This window comes from Sporolactobacillus kofuensis, from assembly GCF_024125425.1.
Taxonomy (GTDB): Bacteria; Bacillota; Bacilli; order Bacillales; family Sporolactobacillaceae; genus Sporolactobacillus; species Sporolactobacillus kofuensis.
This window is the reverse complement of sequence record NZ_JAMXWN010000003.1, coordinates 173,384-199,509: the sequence shown is the minus strand read 5'-3', so window position 1 is coordinate 199,509 and position 26,126 is coordinate 173,384. Positions and strand designations below refer to the sequence as shown.

Here is a 26,126-nt window from a genome sequence, read left to right as displayed (position 1 = left end):
ATTTATCAAATACGCCAACTAAATTTAGTGAACAGCATTTTTTGGAGTACGCATCGGCCATAAACTACCGATAAATGCACCAATAAGCGCTGGTAAAATCCAGCCAAGCCCAATACGGTAAAGGGGTAAATAATCCATGTAGAATGATCTAATGGATTCAAACAAAGTGAGAGACGCGCCGGGTAAACTGTTGACTAAACTGCTATACCCGTCCAACAAGCTCACGCAAAAAGTGAAGAACATTGTGGCTGCGTAAACACTTTGTTTATGTCGGAATAAAGGTGAACAAAGGGTCAATAAGATCAAAACAATGGCCAAAGGGTACAGTAACATTAATACGGGTACTGCATAGTGAATGATATTATTTAGACCGAAGTTGGCAATCACAAACGACGTGAGGCATAGTACCAAAACAAACAATTTATAGCTCACTTTTGGAAATGTACGATTAAAAAATTCGCTGCATGACGTAATCAGTCCGATGCTCGTTTTTAAACAGGCGAGAACGATAATAATTGCCAATAAAATGGAGCCGAATGATCCGAAATAATGTTTCGCCACTGCAGCAAAGATTAAACCCCCATTATCGTATGTTCCGATCGCCGATACACTCGATCCGCCCATATAGGTAATCAGTCCATAGATCAGCATCATCAGTACCATGGCGAAAACACCTGATTTCCAAGTGGCTTTCGCGATCTCCTTCGGATTAGTGATGCCTTGTCTCTTAATCGCCTGTATGACAACAATACCGAATGCAAGTGATGCAAGTGCATCCATCGTGTTATAACCTTCTTCAAAGCCCGTGATAAAAGCCAAGTGGCTGTAGTCACCCGTTGGTTTACCAAAGTGGCCCATCGGTTTGACGAGGGTAATAAAAATTAAGAGGAATAAAAACACTAAAAACGCAGGGGTTAAATATTTGCCGATATAGTCGATAATTTTTGCCGGATTTAACGATAAATAATAGACAACTGCAAAAAACTCAAAGCTAAAGAGCCCGAGATATATACGGATATGGTCTGGATTGATATACGGCTCAAAACCAACGACGAAAGGAACCGTTGCTGTCCGTGGTATTGCAAAAAGTGGTCCAATCGTTAAGTAAAGAGCCATGGCGAAGACGACGCCAAATAGAGGATGGACCCGACTGGCTAAATGACGCAATCCACTACTCCCGGATAAACCAAACGCTAAAATCCCCATAAATGGCAATCCGATTGCGGTGATGAGAAAGCCGAATAATGCCGGCCAAAAATTCGTGCCTGCGAGCTGTCCCATTTGGATCGGAAAAATTAAATTTCCTGCACCAAAGAACATTCCGAACAGCATCGTGCCAATGATGGCATAGGTAGAAAATGATCGTTTTTGTTGCATGCTTGTGCTCCTTCTTGATGCATTTCATCTATTTTAACATCCTTTTTGGCAGTCAGCTATATGCAACCAGAGAACAAACCATCCATTAGTGGCAAGTGGGTGATTAGACAGTTAGAGCCGCAAATGAACCTTATAAATCGTTTTAGACCTCATGTAGTTGCGAAAAATCCGCATCATAAGTAAGTGGGGTTCTTTTATTTCAGTGATTTATTGACATAAAGCCGAGATAAATTTATATTATAAAGGAACGATCGTTCCAATAAATGGTTGAACTTTGGAGTGAGGGCTTTGACAAGAACTCGTGACTTTGATCGGCAAAAGGTACTTGAGAAAGCCATGCTTGTGTTTTGGCGGAAAGGCGTCGATGGTGCCAGCATTGCCGATTTATTAAAAGAAATGAACATTAGTCGCTCAAGTATGTATGAGACGTTTGGTAATAAAGACAAGTTACTTCTTGAAGCGATTCAGTACTATATGGATGCCAGAAAGTCAGAACGCGAGGTGCTTAACGACTCCAGAGATGTTCGACTGAGTATCCTGCACTATTTTCAGAATCATATTGATCGTGTCTTCGATGAGCAGGCACCGGATGGCTGCTTAATCACGAGTACGACAGCTACTCTTGATCATCAGAGCACTTTTATTCAGGATGCGATAGAAACAAGCTTTAAGGATATTGAAAAGGCCTTAATGAACCTCTTGGAAAAGGGAAAAGCAAGTGGTCAAATCGATCCAACAATTGATTCGAAAAAATGGGCATTTCTTTTCCTTAATTTACACCACAGCATTAATATAACGTCCAAAATCAATCACAATAAAGAAGATTTTATTGAGATGATTCAACAGGTATTATCGCTATTGTAAGCCAATTTTTTTTGCACTTTATCGGAATGATCATTCCGATAATTAAATGAAAAGGAGTCTTAAACGATTATGATCTTTTTTATGTTGATTGCCGGTTTTTTATCTGGAATGACGATCCCCATTCAAACGTCGATTAATTCTCGGCTTGGCCAACAGGTGAAATCTCCATACATAGCATCTGCAATTTCGTTCTTGGTTGGTACGCTGGTCTTGCTCATCGTTTCTCTTCTAACAGGGTCATATGGTGTATCGGATCGTGAGCTTCTCACTTCTATTCCTTGGTGGATGCTCATTGGCGGCGGCTGCCTTGGCGTTTTTTATCTAACCTCTAACATTCTTTTGCTGCCGCGGCTTGGTTCAGCGTTAACGGTTGTCGTTACGTTGCTTGGTCAAATGATCATGGCGATCGCGATTGATCAGTTTGGGTGGTTTCACATACCCATTCATGAATTAAATGGTCCACGAATGATCGGTATTTTGCTTATGTTCGTTGGCGTCTACGTCATAAAAAAATATTAAGGAACAAGGGAGTTTTCCTCCATGAAAAACAAATCGTCCTATTTAATCATATATATGTTGCTTGGCCTGGTTGCAGGAATGCTGTCGCCGATTCAAACCTCGATTAATTCAGAGCTGAGAAGTGCTATCCAATCTCCATTGGTAGCCGCTCTTGTCTCTTTCTCAGTAGGAACATTAGCGCTAATACTTCTTGTGTTAATTCTTGAGCATCACCGATTAGTCAATACGAACCTCTTAGAAAAGGGAAAAATGATCATCTCAGGAAGTCCTTGGTGGCTCTGGATCGGAGGGATGCTTGGTGTTATTTTTGTTACCTCCAATATCTTTCTTTTACCAATCATCGGGGCGGCCTTAACCGTTGTTTTAGCATTATGTGGTCAGATGGTCATCGCACTCATTATTGATCATTTCGGCTGGTTTGGGGTACCCAAACATCCGATAAACAGACAACGTATTTTCGGTATCATACTGATGATTGCAGGCATATTTTTGATTCAGCATTTTTAATCTAAACTGTATTGTCTAAGGAAATGGCTTCCGGTGCTCCATGAGACAAAAGAGCAGTATCATCGTTGAAACAGCGGGAACAAAGCAGAACAATTGACAGGTGATACAATTGTAACTAGAATTGTTACAGCGACGGGGCTAGGATTGATGAAAAATGAGTATGCCTTTTCGTTTACTTCATCAAGCCTTTCTCTAACTGTCGTCCGTTCAAACCCTTGTATTCATGGTTTTCTCGTCCATATAAGTTCCGTGATCATCCGGAGAATAATGGGTATGCTGAGGAAAGTGGTTTCGAAAGGTTTAAGTTTTGGTGGAGCAAAGGTTGGCAAAACCAATGCACCCCAAAAATTTAACGAGTAAAGCGCTCGAATGAGTTCTTTGTCAATGAACCGAAATGGAGGATGAGGCTGATGAAATTATTAGTAACCGGAGCAACAGGAGATTTAGGTACTAAAATTGTTACATCATTATTGAATAGAGTACCGGCAAATCAACTGGTTGTCAGCGTTCGTAACGTTGAGAAAGCAAACAAATTTCAGGAGCGCGGCGTAGAAGTTCGCCAGGGGGATTTTGATCACCCGGAAACGTTGGATTCTGCATTTTCCGGTATTGATAGGCTGCTGATTATTTCTACGGATGGTGATAATGAGACAAGAACCAAGCAGCACAAAAATGCGGTAGCCGCTGCGGAGCGTGCTCAGGTGAAATTCATTGCCTATACAAGCATTGTCAACGCACAGAAAAGCAAGAACCTTTTCGCTTCGACGCATCAGGCAACAGAAGAGGCGATTTTAAAGACAGGTATTCCTTATTCTTTTCTCCGCAATAACTGGTATTTGGAAAACGAAATTTCCAATATTCAGGCTGTCTTGGCAGGAGGGCCTTGGGTAACCTCCGCTGGAACCGGTAAAGTGGGCTGGGCACTGAAACAAGATTATGCAGAAGCTGCAGCAGCAGTACTCTCCGGGCACGGACATGAAAAGACAGTTTATGAGCTTTCCGGAAAGTTAATGACACAGGACGAGCTTGCTTCGGTAGTTGGTGAGGTATTAGGAAAAGAAGTATCCGTGCAGCAGGTTGAGGACGACGTATATACCGATATAGTCAAAAAGGCCGGTGTACCTGATTTTCTTATTCCGATGCTTGTCGGCATCCAAAAAAGTATTCGCGAAAACACGCTGGAAGTCGAGAGCAAGGATTTTGAAAAACTGCTCGGTCATCCGGTGACCCCAATCAAAGAGGCAGTTGCTCAAATCGTAAAGCAAATTTCTAGTAAAAACTGATCTTTTGCTCTGTTGCTATTTTCGCATGGAGTGCTATAATGATAAACAAATTTTAAAAAGAAAGGATCTCAAAGATCATGAACCATTTGAAGCTCAGCAAGACTTATTATTATGCTTACGTTTACTTTAGATAAGTTCGTACCGGCTCACGGTATGAACGATTATTTCGTTTGTATCTGGAGTTGGGAAGCATAATGTACGTACCAGCCGGATGCACTACTATTAAGAATCTGGCTGGCAGCGAGCTCATCATGATTCTCTTGAGATTTTCGAAACCAGTCAGATTATCCAATCTGACTGGTTATTTTTTTTATATGAATGGGAGAGAAGACGATTGGAAAATCATAACTATTTCCGATTAAAAACGGTATTGTATTTAAATTACCTTGTTCACGGAATGGGGTTAATCATTCTGACACAAAACATGAACGCTTTGAGCCAAAGCTGGCATACACCGCTAGCCACAGTCTCTTATGTTATTTCTGGTGTCGGCATTGGGCGTTTGTTTGCCTACTATGTTTTAGGCAGTTTATCTGATAAATATGGACGGAAATTCTTTATTGCTACCGGGATGGTTATGTACACCATTTTCTTCATTGGTATGGCATTCACAACGGATTTTAGAATCGCGTATGGACTAGCCATTCTCGCCGGTATCGCAAATTCAGCATTAGATTCCGGAACCTACCCAACATTTCTTGAATTGAAAGGAGAAAATGGATCTGCCAATATTCTGATCAAAGCAGCGATGTCTCTTGGCGAATTTGTTCTGCCGATTCTGATTGGATTGAATGAAACGATCAAAGGTTGGTATGGCATCATTTTTATTCTGGTTGGAGTCATCCTTGTGGCTAATTTACTCATGCTTATTCGACTGCAATTTCCGCAGCAAACCCAGCTTCGAGCAAATGCAAATCAGCAAAGTGCACAACCCGTCAAAAGGTCCGGAGCTCGGGTAGGCTTATTCATGATCTTGTCTTTCTACGGCTACAGTTCTATGGCCTTAATGATTCTCTTCACACAATGGATTACCCTCTATGGTACCGAGGTCTTACACATGAGCAATATGGCGGCTCATTTTCTGCTGTCGCTCTACAGTATCGGTTCGATTACAGGTGTACTGCTCATTTTTGTTCTGCTGAGACGATCGATTAATCCAATGAAGCTCGTTGCCGTTATGAATGGTCTTTCATTCTTACTTATGCTGATGATTTGTTTTTCAGGAAATTCCTTCATTGTCAGCATTTGTTCCTTACTGTTTGGGGTGACTGCAGCGGGTGGTGTGATGCAGGTTGGCTTGAATGTTTTCGGAAGTCTCTTTCCTGAGAAGAAAGGAAAAATTACCGGCATTTTCTTCTCGTTTGGAAGCCTTGCTTCATTTACGATTCCCATTATTACAGGGATGTTGTCTCAAATCAGCCTGTCGCTTGTCCTGCGCGTCGATGTAGTGATCGCACTCCTGTCATTTATATTCTGTCTAATTGGGCAGCATCTTATGCTGTTGGTCGATCATCCGGCACCCTATGAGAAGGAACGCCGTCAAATTAATAGGATCGACTATTGGATCATTCGCCTGCTGAATAGACGATTTAGATTAACACAAGAGATCGGCATCAAGAAACTGGAACAGCAAAGGGATGTATATGATCCGGAACGCGAACAGGTAATCATGGACAGAATAGATCGGCAGGTCGCCGATACGGAGAACAGGCAATATTGTAAGGAAATCTATCAAACGATTATCAACCGATCGAAAAACAATCAAATTCATGTGCGGGAGAAAGGGCAGATCAAGTGATTGCTCGAACATAGCACATAGCCAGAGCTCGCTTGGATACGTTCCATTCTCTGATGAAAGTAACCATTTTAAAAAAGGAAGAAGTCCTGAGCAGATGAAAACAATAGTCATTGATGGGTTGGGACTGATTGGCGGTTCGCTTGCTTTAGCGATTAAAAGGCAATCGCCGGAATGGAAAATTTTCGCTGTGGATATCAACCAGGAATCTTTGGCTTTTGCAAAAAGCCGGGGTTTTATTGATGAAGGCTTTGAAACTTTGGATTCAATTGCTTCACAGGCAGATCTTATTCTGTTGGCAACCCCAGTTGATCGGATTCTTTCCCATATAAAATTGTTGTTGGGGATGAAGTTGAAGAATGGTGTCATCGTTACAGACGTTGGGAGTACGAAGCAACAGATTATGGAGCAGTCAAAGTCACTCGTTCATGAAGGCGTTACGTTTATCGGCGGGCATCCGATGTCCGGCTCGCATAAAAGTGGACTCCGCTCAGCACGACCAGATCTTTTTCAAAAGGCTAATTATTTTCTGGTTGCCCTGATGGTAGCCTGAAAAGTCGACGGGCAATTGCTGAATTGAAAACACTCTTGTCCGGATTACAGGTGTGCTGGCAGCAGATTACAGCTGAGGAGCATGACCAAGTGGTCGGCCAATTGAGCCATCTCCCACATATTATTGCCGCCGGTCTGGTCAATATGACAAAATGTGCAGCAGAGCAAAATCATTTTTCTCTCGATTATGCAGCAGGTGGTTTTAAAAGCACGACACGTATCGCTGCGTCGGATCCGCAACTATGGACGGCGATTTTGCAAAGCAACTCGTCTATACTCATTCAACAAATTGAACAGTTTTGTCGTTCTCTAGATAAAGTTAAAAGGGCACTTCAAAAGGACGACAGGGAAGGCATCAATCAATTTTTTGAACAAGCCAAAGCAGTACGGACAATTTTGGATCATGATTCTCAATAAACGAATCGAAAAACTTAAAGAAAAATTCAGGTGATAAGAATGGTAGAAGCAATTCTCACCGGATTCATGGGAAGTGGGAAGACAACGATTGGTAAATTACTGGCTAGGACGGCTCATTGCACACATCTAGATCTCGATGACCTGATTGTCAAGTACGCCAAAAAAACGATTAATCAACTCTTTGCTGAACAGGGTGAAAAATATTTTAGGGATTTGGAAACAGAGCTGCTGGTAAAGGTTCTTGAACAACCCGGAATTTTATCAACAGGAGGAGGGACGATCGGGAGCGTCCAAAATCGACAGTTGTTAGAGAAAAATACTGCGCCAGTCATCTATCTCAAAACTTCTTTAGACTCAGTCATTTGTCGGTTACATGGGGACAATACGCGTCCACTTTTCCAGTCCTATGCAGCGTTTTTTACGCTTTATCAGCGGAGAATGTACGCTTATGAACAATCAGCCGACTTCACGATCATCACGGACAACAAATCTCCAGCAAGGATAGCGGAAGAAATACAAAGCTTATTGACTTTTGAGCATGCGTAATCCGCAATATGACACGCACATCAATTAGCCATGGAGAATTTGTACGTAAAGGTAAATGAACACGACTTAAAGGGAGTTATCTTCGTATGACTACGTATAATAGTGATGTACGTCGTTATTAAAGGAGCTGCGCACTGCATTTTGTATGTTGTATGCAGAGCGCACGCAGAGTATGAACGAATCACAAGGATAGAACAAGATGAAAAGGAGAAACGATGACAAGGAGTAAAGAAACAGGATGGAACTTTGACAACAGCTACGCTCGTCTGCCAGCAACATTTTTTTCCAGAATTAATCCGACTCCTGTACGCGCACCTAAATTAATGATTCTTAACCATTCTTTGGCCGAATCCCTGGGCTTGTCTGTTGAAGCACTGCAAAGTGAAGAGGCCATCGCTGTATTTGCCGGAAACCATATTCCTGAAGGTGCTGCACCCCTTGCTCAAGCCTATGCAGGGCATCAGTTTGGACATTTTACCATGTTAGGGGACGGACGAGCTGTGCTGCTCGGTGAGCAAATAACGCCTCAAGGTGAACGGTATGACATTCAGCTTAAAGGGCCAGGCAGAACGCCATACTCTCGCGGCGGCGATGGTCGCGCAGCGCTCGGCCCGATGCTCCGCGAATACATGATTAGTGAAGCAATGCATGCACTTGGTATTCCAACTACCCGTAGTCTAGCGGTCGTGACCACCGGTGAGTCAATCATGCGTGAAACGGAACTTCCGGGTGCTGTTCTGACTCGTGTCGCTGCCAGCCATTTGCGCGTTGGTACGTTCGAATATGCGAAAGCATGGGGCACGAAAGATGAACTTCAGGCACTGGCTGATTATACAATCAGGCGTCATTATCCCCACATAGAAAATGAGGAGCATCAATATCTTTCGCTACTTCAGGAAGTCGTGAAGCGTCAGGCTGCGTTAATTGCTCAATGGCAGCTGGTTGGCTTTATTCACGGAGTCATGAACACCGACAATATGACTATTAGTGGAGAAACCATCGATTATGGTCCTTGCGCCTTCATGGATGCCTATGATCCGGGAACAGTATTTAGTTCAATTGACCGCCGTGGGCGCTATGCTTATGGGAATCAGCCGCGTATTGCCGGCTGGAATCTTGCACGATTTGGGGAAACGTTGTTGCCGCTTTTGCATGACCATCAGGAGCAAGCCATTGAACTTGCGCAGGAAGAAATATCAAATTTTGCGACGCTTTATCAATCCCATTGGCTGGCAGGGATGAGAGCGAAACTGGGGCTATTTAATGAAGAGGAACAGGATGAAGCGTTGATTGATCGACTGCTCAGTTTGATGAAGAAGTATCGTGCAGACTATACCAATACCTTCCGTGCGTTCACTTTAAATACACAGGCTGGCTCCAAGCTCTTTGGAACCCCTGAATTTGCAGAATGGCATAAGCTTTGGCAAGAACGATTAGCCAGGCAGCAGGAATCGAAAGAGGATGCGAATGCGTTGATGCGGAAGAACAATCCTGCACTTATACCAAGAAATTATCGTGTGGAAGAGGCACTGAAAGCTGCAGTAGAGCAGGGAGACGACAGTGTGATGAAGCGGTTGTTGGCTGTTCTTTCAAGTCCTTATGCTTATTCAGCCGAACAGAATGAATATGCGACACTTCCCGTGTCAACAAGGCCTTACCAGACTTTTTGCGGAACTTGAGATTGGCACGAAGAACGGCTCAATCTATTCGAAGCACATTAGGTCACGTGGTAGCGATTACCTTGTGCGATCTAGCTGCCGCATGAAAAGTTAAGTCAGACAAAATGTAAAAAACTCATGGTGTCTTCAAAAGCAGATGAAGGCCACCATGAGTTTATTTAGCTACGAGTCATCGAACGTACCTTATACGCATGATGAACACTTTTTCTGCACGTTCTTTTGTTTCGAATCACGATCTTTCTTCGATTTGTTTTCTTGCTTGTTCCCATGTGTACGTTCGTGCTTCTTTTGGCTCCTTCTGTGCTGTTCCTTTTTGTCTGCGCTCTTATTTCGTTTCGAATCATCGCTACATAGTAAACATACATCATCGCATTCATTACAAAACTGTTGATTACATTTAGGACTCTCGGTTTGGGATAGGGTCAGCACGCCATAGCCGAGTTCATTAACAATTTTTGTAGTATTATTTGGAAAGATTTTAAGTTGTAATGTCGGTGCTAAGGTCCCACCAAAATGAGCGAATTGAAATTCATCTGGAAGAAGCCCTACTTCTTCAATAGAAATCCCTTGAAGATTAAAATTATCAATAAAGCTTAACACCGTAAAGTCAGGAAGAACGAGCCATGAGTAGGCCTGGAAGGGTTCTTGAGGAGCGTTAGTCACGACAAGCCCTCCGCCATTTAACGGGGTATAATTCCCGCGTAGGCTTCCTGCAACAAACCCATACAAGCCATCTGGTCCTGGTCCGGGTACAAGCCCAGGTGCGAACGTGAATTGATGACTATCGGTAAAGAGATAGTAACGGCCCCCATTAACGATTAAATGTGGCCGTTCGGTTTGTTGGTTCGTACACGGTGCTTGAAGTAAGGCAGGAAGCAATTCCCACTCGGTAAAGTCTTCATTTCTTAGAAGGGCAATGCCAATGTTCCCTGTATAGAATCGAGCTTCAGGCGGGACACCTGGGCCACAATCAAATTCACCGGCGACGCCACCAATGTTTCCTTCAAATAATAGGTATTCGCAACCTGATGCCGGATCTTTAAAAAAGAATGGATCACGGAATGCATAAATGATGCCGCCGCTTAAGGATTGTTCAAGCGTTTGGTACAATACGCCATCAGGTTCAAGAATGACTTGATGTGGTGCCCAATCATCAAAGAGTACACCGTTCAAATCAGAAATTACACGTCCTCTCGCAAGTGCGATACGCTGTTCATAAGTGACCTGACTTTCACCGCGTCTTCCTGTTGCGGTATAGAAGAAATTAATTGTGTCATCTTCTACGAATGCCGAGCCCGCCCATTGCCGGGAACCCAGCGCGTCACCTTCAGGAAATACAGTGCCGCCTTGAATCCAATCATTACCATTCTTTGAATAGAAATAACCGATGCGAGCGACGTCATGTCTTTTCCCCGGCAAGACACTTTTCGGAGCAGTGAGCGCAAACAGGACGCGCCAGCCTCCCGGAAGAACAGCTGTTGATCCGTCCTTCTCAGTTAATGGCCACATATCCCAAATCCAAAGATCAGGCGAAATTCTTGGAAAAGGTTCGTTAATTTCTGTGGTGACATTATCCGGCGTGATTCGAATCCGTTCCGCCTGTGCTCTTGTCCAATTTGAGGGTACTGCGTCTTCATGTGCACGCAGGCAGCGCTCAAAGTCCCTTTCAGGATCATAGCCACAAAAATTTCTAATTTCTTCTTTGTTAAAGATCCGGAATGTCGTCGGCTGATTACCCGTGCCGACACTACTTGGAAAATTTAAATTCGCGGATCCGCCGGAAATGGGTGAGGAGGAGGTTGTTGACACCTGGGGACTCTGATGGATCGGAAAGGATTGTCTGTTTTTGCATCCGTCACAATTCTTTTGTCTGTTCGAATGACTCACCTTATTTTCTTTCAAGCAAAATCACCCTCATCTTTTTATTGAACTTTTTTTAAGTTCACTAGCATGTTATGTTCATAGAAAGAAGTGGCATGGTTATTCAATCTGATGAAAATGTTTCTTTTTCATAGAATGGGTGAGGTGAACACATGTGAACGGTCATGGTCACAAGATAAAGACTGCAAAAAGTATGAATTTTGCACGACGCGTGTATCAGGATATAAGGTCCCCCCGGCTTTTCCTTTATAACTGATAAATATGCCGTATATACTCAATTTCTTGCGCTAGGCCATCTTTGAGTGCAGTTTTTGGATGATAGCCTAATAGGCTCTGTGCTCTGGAAATATCCGCCCATGTATGCTTCGGTTCTCCTCTGAGTGATGATAAAGAGTTGATCCTCGCCTTTGTCCCCGTTAAGTGTTCGATCATTGAAAGAGCTTCATTCACAGTAGCGCGTTCTTTTCCGCCAATATTAATCGTTTTGCCGGTCAAGTTGTCTTTATGAATCATAGCGGCGAGCGCTTCAACACAATCATCAACGTAGGTAAAATCTCTGGATTGAGTGCCATCCCCAAATAGAGTGATGGGTTCACCTTTTAGAATTTGAACAATGAAGCGATGGAAGGCCATATCCGGACGCTGTCTAGGGCCATAGACCGTAAAAAAACGAACAGTAATGATTGGAATGCTGAAGCTTTTATGATAGACCGCACATAAATTTTCTCCGGTCAGCTTCGTGATTCCATATGGGGAAAGCGGCGTCAGATAGGCATCTTCAACGAGCTTTCCCGGTTTTTCACCATAAACGGATGATGTTGATGCATAGATCAATTTTTGAAGTGGTTTATTTTTTGCCGCTTCGAGGAGACGTTGAGTAACAAGAATATTGTTGGTGACATAGGGATCAAAATCCTTGCCCCAACTCGATCGAACGCCTGGAATTCCTGCTAAATGGTAAATCATATCAATATTTTGAAGCATTTTTTCAAGATCAGCGGCCATCAAATCCTCTTCTAATAATATAAAACGAGGATGTTTTGTGAGATGGTCGAGATTTGAGCGTTTTAATGTCTTTGGGGTCGGACCGATCAATGCATCGACGCCGACGACTGTATTTTCCCGATCGGTTAACAGTTTTTCGCATAAATGAGAGCCGATAAAACCGGCGGCACCAGTCACGAGTATGTTCATGACTTAGCCACTCCTAAATACCGCAGTCCGTGTTGTCGGATAACCGTTGGGTCCAGACAATTACGTGCATCCAAAATTAAATCGCCATTCATCCATTTTTTCAGATCTTGCCAATTCAGATTTAGAAATTCATCCCATTCGGTTGCAATCACGACGCAATCGGCATCCTCAACCGATTCTTGTACGGTTCGATCTTGTGTTACGGATTCTTTCTGTGGAACGGGTAGATGTGCTTGCGGATCATACGAATGGACGATGCAGCCGAGTGCGCTTAATTTTTGAATGAGTGCAACAGCTGGAGAATATCTTGTGTCGTCCGTGTTCGGTTTAAAAGCTATCCCTAATACGGTGATCTTCTTTCCAGACAAATCGGGTAATACAGTCAGCAATTTATCGAGATAGAGATCGACCTGTGTTTGATTTACCGATTGAACAGCTTGGAGAAGTGTGGGTTTCACATTTTTCTTTAAAGAGCTGTGTACGAGTGAACGCACATCCTTAGGAAAACACGAACCTCCATAACCAATCCCTGCGTTGAGAAAGTGCGGGCTGATTCTTGGATCCGTACTGATCCCTTTAACCACATCTTCAACATTCACATCATATTGATCACAGATTCTGGCTATTTCATTGATAAATGAAATTTTTGTCGCCAAAAAGGCGTTCGATGTATACTTGATCATTTCAGCTCCGGATAAGGTCGTCACAATGAATGGCGCATTAATTTTTTGATAGATTTCTTCCATAATGGCAAGCGATTGCTGATCATCCTTTTGCTTCCCTACAACAATCTTATCTGCATCGACCATGTCCTTAATGGCCGTACCTTCTCTTAGAAATTCAGGATTAGACACAATAGTAAATAATTTGGGATCTACACCCTTTTGGACCAGTGTTTGATGTATCCAATCATTGGTACCCGGAGGCACTGTGCTTTTTGTGATAATTGTTTTATACGTTGTTAGCGATTCGGCAATTAGATCAATGACAGATGAAACATAGGTTAAATCGGCTTGACCAGTTGGAGATGAAGGTGTTCCAACGGCAATCAATATAACCGGAGCGCTTTTGATTCGTTCATGAGTGGGCACATCAAAAGTTAATCGGGAACGATTTCTTCGGATGAGCTCTTCTAAACCCGGTTCAAAAATGGGGACTTCCCCGGATGTTAATGATTTTATCTTTTCACGATTCGTATCGAGACAAGAAACAGAATGACCTAGGTCGGCAAGTACAGCAGCAGATGTCAAGCCGACGTATCCTGCACCGATTACACAAATATCCATGTATATACCCCTCTCGCCAATTTGTTTACTGATTATTTTATTAATCATGGCATCAGAGTGTTTAATGCATTTGTCTAGAAATCGTTTTAAAATGTGGATCTATTCACCAATTTGTCCGTTTCGGATGAAGACGTAGTCAATGCTCATTCATAAAAAACTAGGAGATTAACCATTTTGTATGAATTGGTCATAAAGAAGTGTCCGCCTCTTTGTGTCGGAATAGAATATAGCATTCTGGCGAGGAAAGGGGGAAAACCAAATGATAAAGAAAGCGATAATACCTGCTGCGGGATTTGGTACAAGAAGTTTGCCGATCACCAAGGCAATTCCTAAAGAAATGTTCCCGATTAATAATAGACCTTCTATCCAGTACGTCGTAGAAGAAGCCGTCTCCGCTGGAATTGAGCAATTGCTGATCATCGTCTCACGTTCAAAAAACTTAATTGTCGACTATTTTGATCATTCCTTAGAGCTTGAGATGTTTCTACAAAAAGCAAATAAATCATCATTAATGGAAAAAGTAAAAATTCCGGACATCCAAATCTTTTATACTCGGCAGCCGTTTGCTAAGGGGCTAGGCGATGCGGTTCGATTGGGTAAGGACTTCGTGGGCGACGATCCATTTGCTGTATTGCTCCCTGATGATCTGATTATTGGCAAGGGCATCAAGGACTTAATTGACGTATATGATGAAACACATAGTCATGTCATCGGACTGACAGAGGTAGAAACAGAGCGGTTGCAGAACTATGGAGTGATTCAAGGGACGCTCGTGCGGGATGGCCTTTATGACCTCACTAATATTATTGAAAAACCAAAGCAAAATGCGCCCTCAAATCTTGCTGTGATTGGAAGGTATCTATTCACACCGGAAATTATGGCTGCACTTGATAAGGTTGCCCCAGATCGGAGCGGTGAAATTCAACTAACGGACGGTATTAAAAGAGTCATGGATAAGGACAAGTGTTATGGGAAAATCATTTCAGGACAAAGGTTTGATATTGGTTCAGAAGCAGATTACATTGCTATGCAAATGATGATTTTTAATCAAAAAAACAAGAGCTGAGTTGAGCATTCTTTAGAGATAGGAAAGTATAAGCTATCTTGGATAATAATGCCGGCGAAGATGCAAGACGCCTTTGGGATCGATTTCGTTGAGCCAAGTAAGGAGAGACCCCGTAGATGACTGGTTGTTCCAAGCGGCTCCCGGATCGCCCACGGCAAGTGAGCAACGAAGTACAGTTGATGAAAGATAAGGACCGCGCATTTGCCCCGTTCGCTAATGGTGAATGCATGTTCATTAGGGAAGCAACAAAACAGTCGGAACGCATCCGTCCGGCTGTTTTGTTTTATCAATTTGAACGATTTAACGACGCATAGAGTGCGTCAAGATCAGAGGCTACACGCGCAAAATTGTAAGTCTTTTTCACCTTTTTTCTGCCTATTCTCCCCATTTTTTCAGCGTGGTCCCGATTTTCGAGTAATTTGGTGATTGCCTTTGTGAATGCTGCTGGATCTTTATAGTCTTTGATAATCAATGCATCTTTGCCATGATGAAACAATTCTGGATTTCCGCCCCGATTTGTTGTGATGATGGGTAATCCGGCAGCCATCGCTTCATAATGCACTCTTGCAAGCGGCTCTTTCCACTGTGAAGGACAAACGAAAAGATCTGCGGCAGAGAAATACTTAGGAATTTCATTCACAGAAACATAAGAGGTAAAAATGATGCTACCGTTCATTTGATTCGCCAAAGTTTTCAGGTCTTCAATGTAAGCACTCGATGACTCATCTGCATACCATTTACTCCCGACGATAAGCAATTTGGCCTGTTGATGAGTGACGAGAAGCTCTTTCATCGCTTTTAGAAGCAGATGGCAACCTTTTGCTGACACAAGTCTACCTACGAAGAGAAGGAGAGGATCTTGAGGACCAATAGAATAGAGAGAACGTATCTGTTTCCGCCATTTTTTCCCTGTATCTGTCCAAATCGGAGCATAGTCATGGATGTCAACGCCCGTATAGAGGACATGTAGTTTCTCTGATACATCTGGGAACTTTTTCACTGTATCTTTAGCGATAAACCGGCTTACGGTCAGTATCCCATCGGATTCCTGCATCCCCCGTGCGGCATGCTCCTGGTCAACCTTTAGTGTTTCGAAGACGCGATTATGCAAGGAGAGCAGAATTTTTGCTCTTGGTGCTGCATCTCGAAGAAAAGGCACCCAGCCCGGCCTGTTATATACTTGAATCACGTCAAATTTTTTCTCACGAACTCTTTTGCAAACATGATAAAAAAATTGAGATTTATCGAAGCGTTCATAATGCACCTGATCAACTTTTTCTCGAGCATGCAGGTGCGGATCTGTGATTGAGAAAACGGTCACTTTATGATCTTTAGCGAGCAGTGGGGCTACCTTTGAGATGAGGAGTTGAATCGCTCCACCTCTGACAGGGGGACAGGGTCCCCGATCAGAGCAGATGAATGCGATTTTCATCTCGACTTTCCTCCTTTTTTTTTCTTACCGTACAACTTCTCGAGCTGCATAATCTTTTCATCATTCCATCCATAGAGTTTTAATGTATTTTCCTTAATTTCAGGATGATGCGTTTTAACACTCAGACTGCTTCGGTTTTCCCCGTGAAGCCAGTATTCCGACAACGGTTCTTCCAGACAATAACCACGGTAATAAGCAGCCAGACGTAGCCACATATCCCAGTCCTGAGAATACCAGTATTTCTCGTTAAAAAGTCCTGCTTTTTTAAAGCATTTTTTGCTAAGGAGCAATGTCGAGGTTCGGATGGTAAACCGTCTCGCAAATAAACAATATTGTAGTTGTTCTTGATGCTTACAAGAAAACGGCTTACGCAGTTTGGTGATCTCACCTTTTTCATTAACGTTGTAGTACCATGAATACAAAAATCGGCACTTGGGATGTTCTTTGATAAAATTCATTTGTTTTTCTAATTTGTTCGGAAGAAACCGATCATCCGAGTCACAGAATGCAATGTACTTTCCTTCTGCATGCTGGATGCCAGTATTTCTCGCAGCTGAAGGGCCTTTATTTTTTTGATAGATATAGCTAATCTTGTTGCCGAATACTTTCAATTTTTCTTTTGTATCGTCGGTTGACCCGTCATCGACAACGATAATCTCGTAATCTTTATACGTTTGCGCAAGAATGCTCTTAACTGCTTCTACGGTAAACTTTCCACGATTGTAGGTCGGGATGATGACACTTATTTTAGCCATTGGATTACTCCTTTCCCTCATTGTCCAACCCGTTAATCACCAAATCATATATATGTTCCAATTCATTAATTTGCGTTTCCGTATTAAATGAGCGTTTTATGGTTTTTCGACCCTTTTTCGCCATTTTGTGCCATTGATCAGGATTTCTGATAAGCTGCAGTAGAGCGTGAGCCATGGCATCCGTATCCCGTTCGGGAACGAGTAGACCTGACTGTTCGTTGCGAACAAGCTCTGGTATGCCCGCGTGTAATGTTGAAACAACGGGAAGTCCTGTAGCCAAGGCTTCTTTTAGTACATTAGGGATCCCTTCTTGATTTCCATCTTTGGCTGTTGTGCTGGCGAGGGCAAACACATGGGCTTGGTGCATTTCATGAATAACGTCTGGATGGGAAAGCGCACCAACAAAAGTAACGACTTTATCTAGATTTAATTGTTTGACCTGTTTCTGTAGTGTATGGCGCAATTTACCGTCGCCGACGATCCGTAAACGAACATTTTTATCTTGAGCATATACCTTACTAAAGGCGTTAATCAGGTCCTCCATTCCCTTTTTCTGCACAAGCCGACCAACGGAAAGAATCGTGACGACACCGTCTTCAGGAAATTCAGAGTTTCTGAATGCAAAACGATCAATATTTATGCCACTATGATGGACAAATAGTTTATTCTTGGGACATCCAAAGTCAACAAGGATCTTTTTCATGTTGTTCGAGGTGACTGTGAATGCATCGCCCTCTTTAAAAAGAATTTCTAAGTTACCCTTATATTTTTTCATTGACTTTACATTTGTTGGCAAATCGAAGCCGTGGAATGAAGTCAGCATAGGAATGCCGAGCGCTTGTTTCACACTCAGTAAGTCAGCTCCGGTCAGACCGAATCGTGCGTGAATGAAATCGACTTTTTCTTTGCGGAGTATCTCACAAAGCTCTTCTTTGCCTTTATATTTAAAAATCGGGTCAAATGGAAACTGCTCTAAATTTAATACTTTCTTACAACAAACAATCGGTGTGAACCTGTTTAAATTGACTAACTCCGAATAGATGAATGTTTCACTAATCGGCAAAAACCAATTTCGGATGACCGCTACTTTATACAACGTTGCATCACCTCTTTCATGTACTGCCTTATTTATCATTTCTCTTCTCATACTATGAAAATTTAGCGATTTGGCTCTTGGGAAATTGTTCATGAAATACTTAAAAAGTAATTGACACTTTCAATCATTGGTTTGCAATCAAGCCAATCCTTTAGTCCGATTTCAAAGATAAAATCCTTCTTAATTAGAAAGGGCTTTAAACTTCTCCAATCAATCTTTCCTTTACCTAAAGGCAGAGCATCATGATGAGTCCCTGCGCTGTCAACGACATGGACGTAATGTACGTATGTGTCAACAAGATTAACGAGATGGTGTAATTGCTTATTGCTGCCACCTAACGAAATAAAGGCATGACTGACATCAAAGCACATCGGCAAATGGAGCGGTTGAATAATTTCTGAAAAGAGATAAGGGTTCGCAAATGAAAACAGACCGGATGTCGTGTTCTCCCAAAGAAAACAGTCTCCGTATGTTTGAATCGTCTTTTCAATGCGTGCCCTCATTTTTAATGTTGCAGATCGTCCTTTGAGAAAGGAACTTTCTGACTTGGAATAGTGTGCATGTAAGACACAATACACATTTTCTTGCTTGCATAGATCCGATAAGCATGCGCAAGACCACTGGTAGTAGCTAGTCATTTCACGATCTGAACTTAAAATATCTAGTTTTTTATTCTTATACGTGCAAGGATGGTGCAAATAGATTTTTATGCCTAACTGCTTCAATTTAGCGATGGTTAGGTGCAGATTTTCCGGATTAACGAAGTCATTTTCATTAATTTGAAGTTCTAGAATTTCAGGGTGATACTTTATTCGGTCATTCACTTGATTTGGATCTACGGAACACTTGAGACGTACAAATTGCAATGGAATCACCCATATTCATGAGGTTGTCAATGGCTTGTCTGATCATTTTCATAGGACTGCCGGCCGTATTTTTTTTCTAAAAGGGCCAGATGTTCGTCATCCCATTGATAGAGTTTAAGGATAGACGCACGAATTTCCGGATGATAAATTCGAATGCCATGGCTGCTTCTATTCTCAGTGTGAAGCCGGTATTCCGATAATGGCTCTTCCAGACATGCCCCTGGGTAGTAGGCTGCAAAGCGAAGCCACATATCCCAGTCCTGGGAATACGAGAACTTTTGGTTGAATAAGCCGGCTTTGTTAAAACAGCTTTTTTTCACGAGGACAGTGGATGTCCTGATTGTGAACTTACGTGTAAATAAACAATATTGAAGGTGTTCACGGTTTTCGCAATTGGAAGGCTTTCTAATTTGAACGCTCTTATTCTGTTGATGGGTCTGGTAGTACCAAGTGTAGAGGAACGGAGTATTTGGGTGTTTTCGAATATAGTCCATCTGTTTAGCGAGTTTCTGAGGCAGAAAAAGATCATCAGAATCGCAAAAAGCAATGTATTTCCCCTTAGCATGCTGAATGCCAAGATTCCTGCTTGCTGAAGGACCTAGATTTGGCTGATACAAGTAACGGACCTTACCACCATACTGATGAACAATTTCTTTTGTATGATCGGTTGAACCGTCATCAACAATTATGAGCTCAAAGTTTTTATATTCCTGAGCGAGAACACGATCAATTGCCTCTGCAATAAACGCTTCTCGGTTGTAAGTTGGAATGATGATACTAATTTTCGGCGACGTTATCACCTCTTTCTGTAAATGCATGATCTAACTTGGCAATTAATTTTTAAAATAACTGTATTCACTAAGATTCTGATTCGTTACTCATATGTGTTCATGCCTCTATAAATTGCTGACTGGATCTGTTCATTTGGGGCAATTTTGCAGAAAGTGTAGGCCTTATTACAAACGAAACCATACGATAGGGATATATCTGGTTCTAAAGGAAGTGGGATGACTTTGATTCACTATATTACAGGACGGAACTTAGGCCATTTGAACAAGTGTGTGGCAAATCTGTCAAGGTTCTCAAAGATCAGTAATGAACCCGTTAAACTATTTTCTTTTAAAAATACACATGCATGGTTACGCGCGAATTTCCCGCAAGGAAACATTCATCGCTATATTAATCCACAAAAAAAGGCGGAAATCTTACTGAATGCCAACCTTGTGATGCATGATTGGCGGGACGAAGTCCGACAGCTAAAACAAGAAAGGACAGGTGAAGGTCCAATTATTGGTGGCATCTATCACAGTGATCTGTCCGTACATCGTGAGGATACGAATTGGACACGGAAATTTAAGCGGCAAGTTAGAGACATTGCACAAAGATCAACAGATATCTTCTTCCATATCAACCTCACACAACCTCAAGAAATCCCCCAGTTATCGACGCTTTATGTACCTATTCCAATCATTGCTCGAGATGTGACAATGGCGCCGGACCAAGTGAAGCAACTATTGGGCATCCCAAAAGAGGAACCGTTTCTTTTAGTACAGATGGGTGGCGGAGTGGGAAAATATCGTTACCTGTATATGGATGAATGGTATGAAAAAATTAACCAGCTAAAATCGCCTTATCGTATCGTCGTTGCAAGTCAGCTCAATGACGTCGATTTTACTTTTAACCGTTCGATCATTCAGGCGCCTCTTTTTAATAATGGACGCAATTTAATTAACGCTGCAGATTTGGTGATCAGTAAACCGGGGATGGGCATATTGATGGATTGTATTTCAACCGGAACGCCGTTGCTCGCATTGCCGGCGGATACGAAGGAGCGAGAGGTGAAAAATATGATGCTTCGTGAACTTGTTGGCGATGATCGCTGCTTAGCGAGAAATAGTTTAAAGCCTAAGGAATTAGCGGTACAAATTGAAGAATTGATGGCTCAAAAGGAATACATTAAGAAAGTTTTTAGGAAAATCCCCCAAGATGGCGCAGATGTGATTGCGAACAGCATGAAGTTACTTTCAGGGCGTAACCTTAAGGAATTGCCGGACACTTATCAAGAAATTTTAAAAACGACTCCGTTTAAAGTTGATTAAGGGGAGAGCGGATCTGGGAGGGTTTTTCAGATCCGTTTTTTGAACCAAAAGAAGGGTTAAAGTCTTTAACTTGAACGAGAGCGAAGATGCAAGAATCAGGGACTGGGTAGTTTCTTGTAAAGCGTTGACTGAATCTGTTCACATTTGGGGCCTATTTTACAGAAAACGTATGCCTTCTAACAAATGCAACCATACGATAGAATATAACTGATAGCTGAAGGAAGTGTACGATCGTGATCCATTATATTGTGGGACGTAATTTAGGCCACTTGAATCCATGTGTGGCTAATTTGACCAAATTCTCAAAGATTAGTGATGAACCCGTTAAACTATTTTCTTTTAGAAATACCCATGAATGGTTACGCGCAAATTTCCCGCAAGGCAACATTCATCGCTCAATTAATCTACAAAAAAAGGCGGATATTTTATTAAATGCTAATCTGGTGATGCATGATTGGCGAGATGAAGTTCAACAGCTAAAACAAGAGCGGACAGGCGAAGGTCCAGTTATTGGTGGTATCTATCACAGTGATCTGTCTGTGCATCGTGAGGATACGGATTGGACACGGAAATTTAAACGGCAAATTAGAGACATTTCCCAGAAATCAACAGATATCTTCTTCCATATCAACCTCACACAACCTCAAGAAATTCCCCAATTATCGACGCTTTATGTACCTATTCCGATCATTGCTCGAGACGTGACAATGGCGCCGGATCAAGTGAAACAACTATTGGGCATCCCAAAAGAGGAACCGTTTCTTTTAGTACAGATGGGCGGTGGAGTGGGAAAATATCGTTATCTGTATATGGATGAATGGTATGAAAAAATCAACCAGCTAAAAACGCCTTATCGTATCGTCGTTGCCAATCAGCTCAATGGTGTGGATTTTACTTTTAACAGCTCAATCATTCAAGCACCTCTTTTTGATAATGGACGCAATTTAATTAACGCTGCAGATTTGGTGATCAGTAAACCGGGGATGGGCATATTGATGGATTGTATTTCAACCGGAACGCCATTGCTCGCATTGCCGGCGGATACGAAGGAGCGAGAGGTGAAAAATATGATGCTTCGTGAACTCGTTGGGGATGATCTCTGCTTAGCAAGAAATAGTCTAAAGCCTAAGGAATTGGCGGCACAAATTGAAGCACTGATGGCACAGAAGGAACAGATTAAGAAAGTGTGTGGGAAAATCCCGCAAGATGGCGCAGATGTGATCGCGAAAAGCATGAAATTACTATCCGGGCACAATCTTAAGGAATTACCGGAAATTTATCAAGATATATTAAAAATGACTCCTTTTTCAATTGATTAAAAGCGAGTATAGTGATCGCGATTACGTCTATTGACTATTTTGTTTTGCTTTAAAGTTAAAATGTAATACAAACAGCAGTGGATCTTCGCTGCTGTTTGTGTTTACGTGTCAAGGTATGCCATTGAATGGGGAGCATTAGTCGATACATCCCCAATCAAGAAGATTCACACATCACTATTCGTCCATTTTTCTGCTGCCTTTAGCCGATCGAAAATCACCTCCGAAAAGGAAACAGGCTCTGCCTGTTCCTACAGGGAAAAAACCACCAAAAGCGCAGGACTACAGGAAACCGGGTTCTGAGCATGCATGTGTACGGAAATTTGAAGTTGTTGCCATCAATGCGGACATCAAATATAACGATTCCGGAGATCATGATCCGTTCGGCATTGTCTTTGCCTTAAAAAAAGATATTCCTAGGATACGAAGCGGAGAATTAAATCCTGAACCATTGATTCTTCGGGTCAATGTTGGTGAATGTATTGAGATAACCCTGACGAATGAATTAACCGGTGCAACAGATCATGAACAGGATAAGATTCATGGATACCCAGCTGTCCCAGTAGAAGTTCCATTCCCATCGTCAGATCGTATATCATTGCATCCGCAAATGCTTGCATATGATGTGCGAACTTCAGACGGAGCAACCGTTGGCTTTAATGATGACCAGACCATTGGACCAGGAGAAAGTATAACCTATCGTTGGTACGCCGATTACGAGGTTGGCTCAGTAGGGCTTTGGGATATGGCCGATATACGCAATCATCGACATCACGGCGCTTTTGGAATGTTAATTGTAGAACCACGGGGTTCAACCTATTTAGATCCAATGAACCGTGAGAAAGAGGCGGTGGGTAATCAAGTTATTCTTTCGAACCCATTGCTTTCTGAAACGCGTGAATTTGCACTCCTCATGCATGATGGGGTAAGGCTTATGGATAAGGATGGGCGACTGATTATTGACCCTGAACCGCTTTTCGTCAGGAGGGAAGAGCCAATCGCAGACTTCGAGGATCAGGGCTCCAGAGGGTTTAATTATCGTGCTGAACGATTCAGTCACCGATTAACCAATCTCGATGATCTATCGAAAGTATTCAGATCCACGGACCATGGTGACCCGGCAACCCCATTATTTATTGCCTATGCGGGGGACCCGGTACTCTTTCGCTTCACAGCACCGGCTGACCGGGCGAGAGGGCACGCTTTTACCATTCACGGTCATAAATGGCTCAGAAGCAGTAATGATGTCAATTCGTCCATTATCTCAGTAAAGGGACAAAATATGCCAGGAGCTAATGGTAGTTTCCCATTATTTTATGGTGCTGGCGGCTATCATCAAGATCCAGGAGATTATCTCTACCGTTCCGGAAACATTCGTTGGGACATTGAACTGGGCTTATGGGGAATCATGAGAGTTTTAGCGGAACGAATCCCTTATTTGGCGTCATTGGATGAAAGCAATTTCTATCCAAGAAAAAAGGTACAGGGGGATCATGGTGATGAAAGCGCATGAGGATCAAATGAGAAAGAAAAGTCATTGTAATGCATGTACGTGTGATGAGACACCGGATCATCAACTTTGTCTGGGCTCGCCCGATCATGCATGTCCAGAAAACATTCCTACGCCGCGCTATCGATCGCCAAATAGCCCTTTATCCCATTCGAAGCTTGATAAATTGCAGAAATGTATTGAGATTGGCAATGACTTGCTCCGTTCACTTGGAAACAGGAGAGATCCAAATCATCAACGGCAATTACAAATACACCTTCTCGATATGAGAACTACATGCATCCGGGTGAAGATTCACTGTAGAGAAAAACAGATAAAAGAAAAAGGAGTACTTGTAGCAGTCGGCAAGAACTTCATCACGTTGCATACAAAGAGAAAAAAAACAGTAATCCCATTTAGTAAAATTGATTCTTTGCAACATGAAAAATGTGCTAAAGCGTGCGCCAACCATCAGGAACTTATGCGTTCCAGTCGCCCATTCAAACGAGATCTTGTTCTCCATTTTGGTGAGATCGTTTCGAATACATCAGAACTTGGCAATCTCTTCTTTGGGATTCCATTGCATGTCATGCTGGTGTCATTGTTTGGAAATAAAGTGAGTATGCGCGTAGAGAATCGTTATGATGTGGTTTCCGGATATATATGCGGAGCAGACGAACAGTGTTTGCAAATTCGAGTGGGAAAAGAAATTGAACAGATTCCTTTGTCTAAAATATGTTGTATGACCATGAAAAGGGATTAACCAGTTAAAAGAAATGTGATGTGCAAATTGGAGGTGAAAAAGTGCCGCACACATATAGATGGTGTATTCCTTTGTTCTTTTTCATCATCTTCCTAACTTTTCCAATTATCGTATATGGACACTCTTCTGCCATTTCAATAGATCCTGGACCTAATCGTTATCTCGATAAATCTCCTACACAGGTCACGATTACCTTCCGGCATGAAATCGATGAACACCTCTTTACCTTGAATGTGTTTGATAGCAATCACAAAGACGTAACAAAGGGAGATCCGGTGATTAGTAATCATGGAACCAAACTGATGGTTAAGCTCCTAAAGTTGACGAATGGTGAATATACAGTCAAGTACAATGTCATTTCAGCAAATGACGGCCATCATCAGGAAGACACTTATTCCTTTTCGATTGGAAACAGCAGCCCAAAAAAGGAAGTCCAGCCGGTTGGACACAGTAGCAGTACGCATAAAATTGAGCCTGACGAAATTAAATTGAGCACCAACAATTTCGGAATCAATGTTTTCCGAGGGTTCTATTATTTGGGACTGCTTTGGACGATCGGCTGGGTATTTTGGGGCGTTGTCCTGCTAAGACAGCGAAAAACGCTACCGAAAGGGTTTGAACGCTGGGGCATTACCGCTCAAATGGTTCATTTAATGGGACTCACATGTATGATTCTTATGCAGTTCACTAATTTTACAGAGAGCGGATTAATGTTCAGGCCAGAGATCCCACTGACATCTCTATATGCTTTGACATGGATGGGGTCACTCAGTCTCTCTATAGTGGGATTTGTCCTACTCTTTAAATCAAAGTGGATCGATGCTTTGTGGATTCTTTTGATTGTGATGTTCAAAGCTTTAAATGGACACCCATCTGAATTTGATCTGGGCTTCGTATTCACTGTTGCTGATAGCATTCATTTAATCGGTGCATCCATTTGGTGTTCCGGATTAATCTATATCATGGTATTTTGGAGAAAACAACGTTTGCACGTTCATACTTTCCTCCCCATGTTCTCCGTCTTCGCTTTCGGTAGCTTTGTTGCCCTATTCTTAACGGGCACAATGTTAACGATTGGTTTGCTGTCTGAGCCTTACGCACTGTTTACGACAGTATGGGGTGCAACACTGTTGATCAAGCTTACATTAGTCATAGCAATCGTTTTAATCGGAGTATGGATCAGAAAGGTATTGAAATCAAAGAACGGTAACCAAATAAAACTGCTCCTTACACTAGATTCTATCCTCATGGTCACCATCATTGCCGTCGTATCCGTATTGACTTATTTAAGTCCGGTCCCATGACCTTTGTGTGATCGTTCTTCAGCTGTTGTAAAAAGGTCTT

At 42.3% G+C, this 26,126-nt stretch carries 25 protein-coding genes; 16 read left to right on the top strand and 9 right to left on the bottom strand.

Features of this window, described 5'->3' with window-relative positions; all coding sequences use genetic code 11:
• Positions 1-24: 24 nt before the first annotated feature.
• Positions 25-1,377 carry a branched-chain amino acid transport system II carrier protein gene (gene brnQ, locus NIE32_RS03750; RefSeq protein ID WP_253053158.1) on the bottom strand — a complete coding sequence of 451 codons (1,353 nt, stop codon included), beginning with the start codon at positions 1,375-1,377 and terminating at the stop codon, positions 25-27.
• 288 nt (positions 1,378-1,665) lie between these two features.
• Between brnQ and NIE32_RS03745 the strand changes: the two genes are divergently transcribed.
• The 9 genes from NIE32_RS03745 to NIE32_RS03705 all read left to right on the top strand — a co-directional run bounded on the left by NIE32_RS03745 (position 1,666) and on the right by NIE32_RS03705 (position 9,539).
• Positions 1,666-2,241, top strand: a complete 576-nt coding sequence (locus NIE32_RS03745; RefSeq protein ID WP_253053156.1) for a TetR/AcrR family transcriptional regulator — start codon at positions 1,666-1,668, stop codon at positions 2,239-2,241.
• Positions 2,242-2,310: 69 nt separating this feature from the next.
• Complete coding sequence (locus NIE32_RS03740) at positions 2,311-2,760, top strand: DMT family transporter (protein WP_253053154.1); 450 nt, start codon at positions 2,311-2,313, stop codon at positions 2,758-2,760.
• A 21-nt stretch (positions 2,761-2,781) separates the two neighbouring features.
• On the top strand, positions 2,782-3,267 hold the full coding sequence (locus NIE32_RS03735; RefSeq protein ID WP_253053152.1) for a DMT family transporter: 486 nt from the start codon (positions 2,782-2,784) through the stop codon (positions 3,265-3,267).
• A 410-nt stretch (positions 3,268-3,677) separates the two neighbouring features.
• A complete protein-coding gene (locus tag NIE32_RS03730; protein ID WP_253053150.1) occupies positions 3,678-4,550 on the top strand; it encodes an SDR family oxidoreductase in 873 nt (290 codons plus the stop codon).
• 334 nt (positions 4,551-4,884) lie between these two features.
• A complete protein-coding gene (locus tag NIE32_RS03725) occupies positions 4,885-6,348 on the top strand; it encodes an MFS transporter (RefSeq protein ID WP_253053148.1) in 1,464 nt (487 codons plus the stop codon).
• Between the two features lie 94 nt (positions 6,349-6,442).
• Positions 6,443-6,898 carry a prephenate dehydrogenase gene (locus NIE32_RS03720; RefSeq protein WP_253053146.1) on the top strand — a complete coding sequence of 152 codons (456 nt, stop codon included), beginning with the start codon at positions 6,443-6,445 and terminating at the stop codon, positions 6,896-6,898.
• Between the two features lie 23 nt (positions 6,899-6,921).
• Complete coding sequence (locus NIE32_RS03715) at positions 6,922-7,314, top strand: prephenate dehydrogenase dimerization domain-containing protein (RefSeq protein ID WP_253053144.1); 393 nt, start codon at positions 6,922-6,924, stop codon at positions 7,312-7,314.
• A gap of 39 nt (positions 7,315-7,353) precedes the next feature.
• Positions 7,354-7,860 carry a shikimate kinase gene (locus tag NIE32_RS03710; RefSeq protein ID WP_253053142.1) on the top strand — a complete coding sequence of 169 codons (507 nt, stop codon included), beginning with the start codon at positions 7,354-7,356 and terminating at the stop codon, positions 7,858-7,860.
• A 215-nt stretch (positions 7,861-8,075) separates the two neighbouring features.
• Positions 8,076-9,539: a protein adenylyltransferase SelO gene (locus NIE32_RS03705; protein ID WP_253053140.1), complete on the top strand. Its 1,464-nt coding sequence runs from the start codon at positions 8,076-8,078 to the stop codon at positions 9,537-9,539.
• A 183-nt stretch (positions 9,540-9,722) separates the two neighbouring features.
• Here NIE32_RS03705 and NIE32_RS03700 read toward each other — a convergent pair whose 3' ends face one another.
• From NIE32_RS03700 to NIE32_RS03690, 3 genes are all read right to left on the bottom strand, one after another.
• Entirely contained in the window at positions 9,723-11,441 is a 1,719-nt protein-coding gene (locus tag NIE32_RS03700; protein ID WP_253053138.1) for a glycoside hydrolase family 68 protein, read from the bottom strand.
• A gap of 225 nt (positions 11,442-11,666) precedes the next feature.
• Complete coding sequence (locus NIE32_RS03695; protein WP_253053136.1) at positions 11,667-12,614, bottom strand: NAD-dependent epimerase/dehydratase family protein; 948 nt, start codon at positions 12,612-12,614, stop codon at positions 11,667-11,669.
• A complete protein-coding gene (locus tag NIE32_RS03690) occupies positions 12,611-13,900 on the bottom strand; it encodes a UDP-glucose dehydrogenase family protein (RefSeq protein WP_253053134.1) in 1,290 nt (429 codons plus the stop codon). The genes NIE32_RS03695 and NIE32_RS03690 overlap by 4 nt, the downstream gene beginning before the upstream one ends.
• A 259-nt stretch (positions 13,901-14,159) precedes the next feature.
• Here NIE32_RS03690 and NIE32_RS03685 point away from each other — a divergent pair, with 259 nt between their 5' ends.
• Positions 14,160-14,966, top strand: a complete 807-nt coding sequence (locus tag NIE32_RS03685) for a UTP--glucose-1-phosphate uridylyltransferase (protein ID WP_253053132.1) — start codon at positions 14,160-14,162, stop codon at positions 14,964-14,966.
• A gap of 116 nt (positions 14,967-15,082) precedes the next feature.
• Entirely contained in the window at positions 15,083-15,280 is a 198-nt protein-coding gene (locus NIE32_RS03680; RefSeq protein ID WP_253053130.1) for a hypothetical protein, read from the top strand.
• Here NIE32_RS03680 and NIE32_RS03675 read toward each other — a convergent pair.
• From NIE32_RS03675 to NIE32_RS03655, 5 genes are read right to left on the bottom strand one after another with little or no spacing between them, the layout of a single operon-like run.
• Positions 15,253-16,398 (bottom strand): glycosyltransferase family 4 protein, encoded by a 1,146-nt coding sequence (locus tag NIE32_RS03675; protein WP_253053128.1) that lies wholly within the window; start codon positions 16,396-16,398, stop codon positions 15,253-15,255. The two genes, NIE32_RS03680 and NIE32_RS03675, sit on opposite strands and share 28 nt — an antisense overlap.
• A complete protein-coding gene (locus NIE32_RS03670; protein WP_253053126.1) occupies positions 16,395-17,153 on the bottom strand; it encodes a glycosyltransferase family 2 protein in 759 nt (252 codons plus the stop codon). Before NIE32_RS03670 ends, NIE32_RS03675 begins: the two co-directional genes overlap by 4 nt.
• Before the next feature lie 4 nt (positions 17,154-17,157).
• Positions 17,158-18,288, bottom strand: a complete 1,131-nt coding sequence (locus NIE32_RS03665) for a glycosyltransferase (protein WP_253053124.1) — start codon at positions 18,286-18,288, stop codon at positions 17,158-17,160.
• Between the two features lie 50 nt (positions 18,289-18,338).
• Positions 18,339-19,115, bottom strand: a complete 777-nt coding sequence (locus tag NIE32_RS03660) for a sugar phosphate isomerase/epimerase (RefSeq protein WP_253053122.1) — start codon at positions 19,113-19,115, stop codon at positions 18,339-18,341.
• A gap of 26 nt (positions 19,116-19,141) precedes the next feature.
• Complete coding sequence (locus NIE32_RS03655) at positions 19,142-19,933, bottom strand: glycosyltransferase family 2 protein (protein WP_253053120.1); 792 nt, start codon at positions 19,931-19,933, stop codon at positions 19,142-19,144.
• 195 nt (positions 19,934-20,128) lie between these two features.
• Between NIE32_RS03655 and NIE32_RS03650 the strand changes: the two genes are divergently transcribed.
• The 5 genes from NIE32_RS03650 (at position 20,129) to NIE32_RS03630 (ending at position 26,086) form a co-directional block, all read left to right on the top strand.
• On the top strand, positions 20,129-21,214 hold the full coding sequence (locus NIE32_RS03650) for a glycosyltransferase (protein WP_253053118.1): 1,086 nt from the start codon (positions 20,129-20,131) through the stop codon (positions 21,212-21,214).
• A gap of 233 nt (positions 21,215-21,447) precedes the next feature.
• Positions 21,448-22,533, top strand: a complete 1,086-nt coding sequence (locus NIE32_RS14330; RefSeq protein ID WP_253053116.1) for a glycosyltransferase — start codon at positions 21,448-21,450, stop codon at positions 22,531-22,533.
• Positions 22,534-22,981: 448 nt separating this feature from the next.
• Complete coding sequence (locus tag NIE32_RS03640; RefSeq protein WP_253053114.1) at positions 22,982-24,043, top strand: cupredoxin domain-containing protein; 1,062 nt, start codon at positions 22,982-22,984, stop codon at positions 24,041-24,043.
• Positions 24,030-24,782 (top strand): hypothetical protein, encoded by a 753-nt coding sequence (locus NIE32_RS03635; RefSeq protein ID WP_253053112.1) that lies wholly within the window; start codon positions 24,030-24,032, stop codon positions 24,780-24,782. The genes NIE32_RS03640 and NIE32_RS03635 overlap by 14 nt, the downstream gene beginning before the upstream one ends.
• Before the next feature lie 41 nt (positions 24,783-24,823).
• Positions 24,824-26,086: a copper resistance CopC/CopD family protein gene (locus NIE32_RS03630; RefSeq protein WP_253053110.1), complete on the top strand. Its 1,263-nt coding sequence runs from the start codon at positions 24,824-24,826 to the stop codon at positions 26,084-26,086.
• The last annotated feature ends 40 nt before the right edge of the window (positions 26,087-26,126 follow it).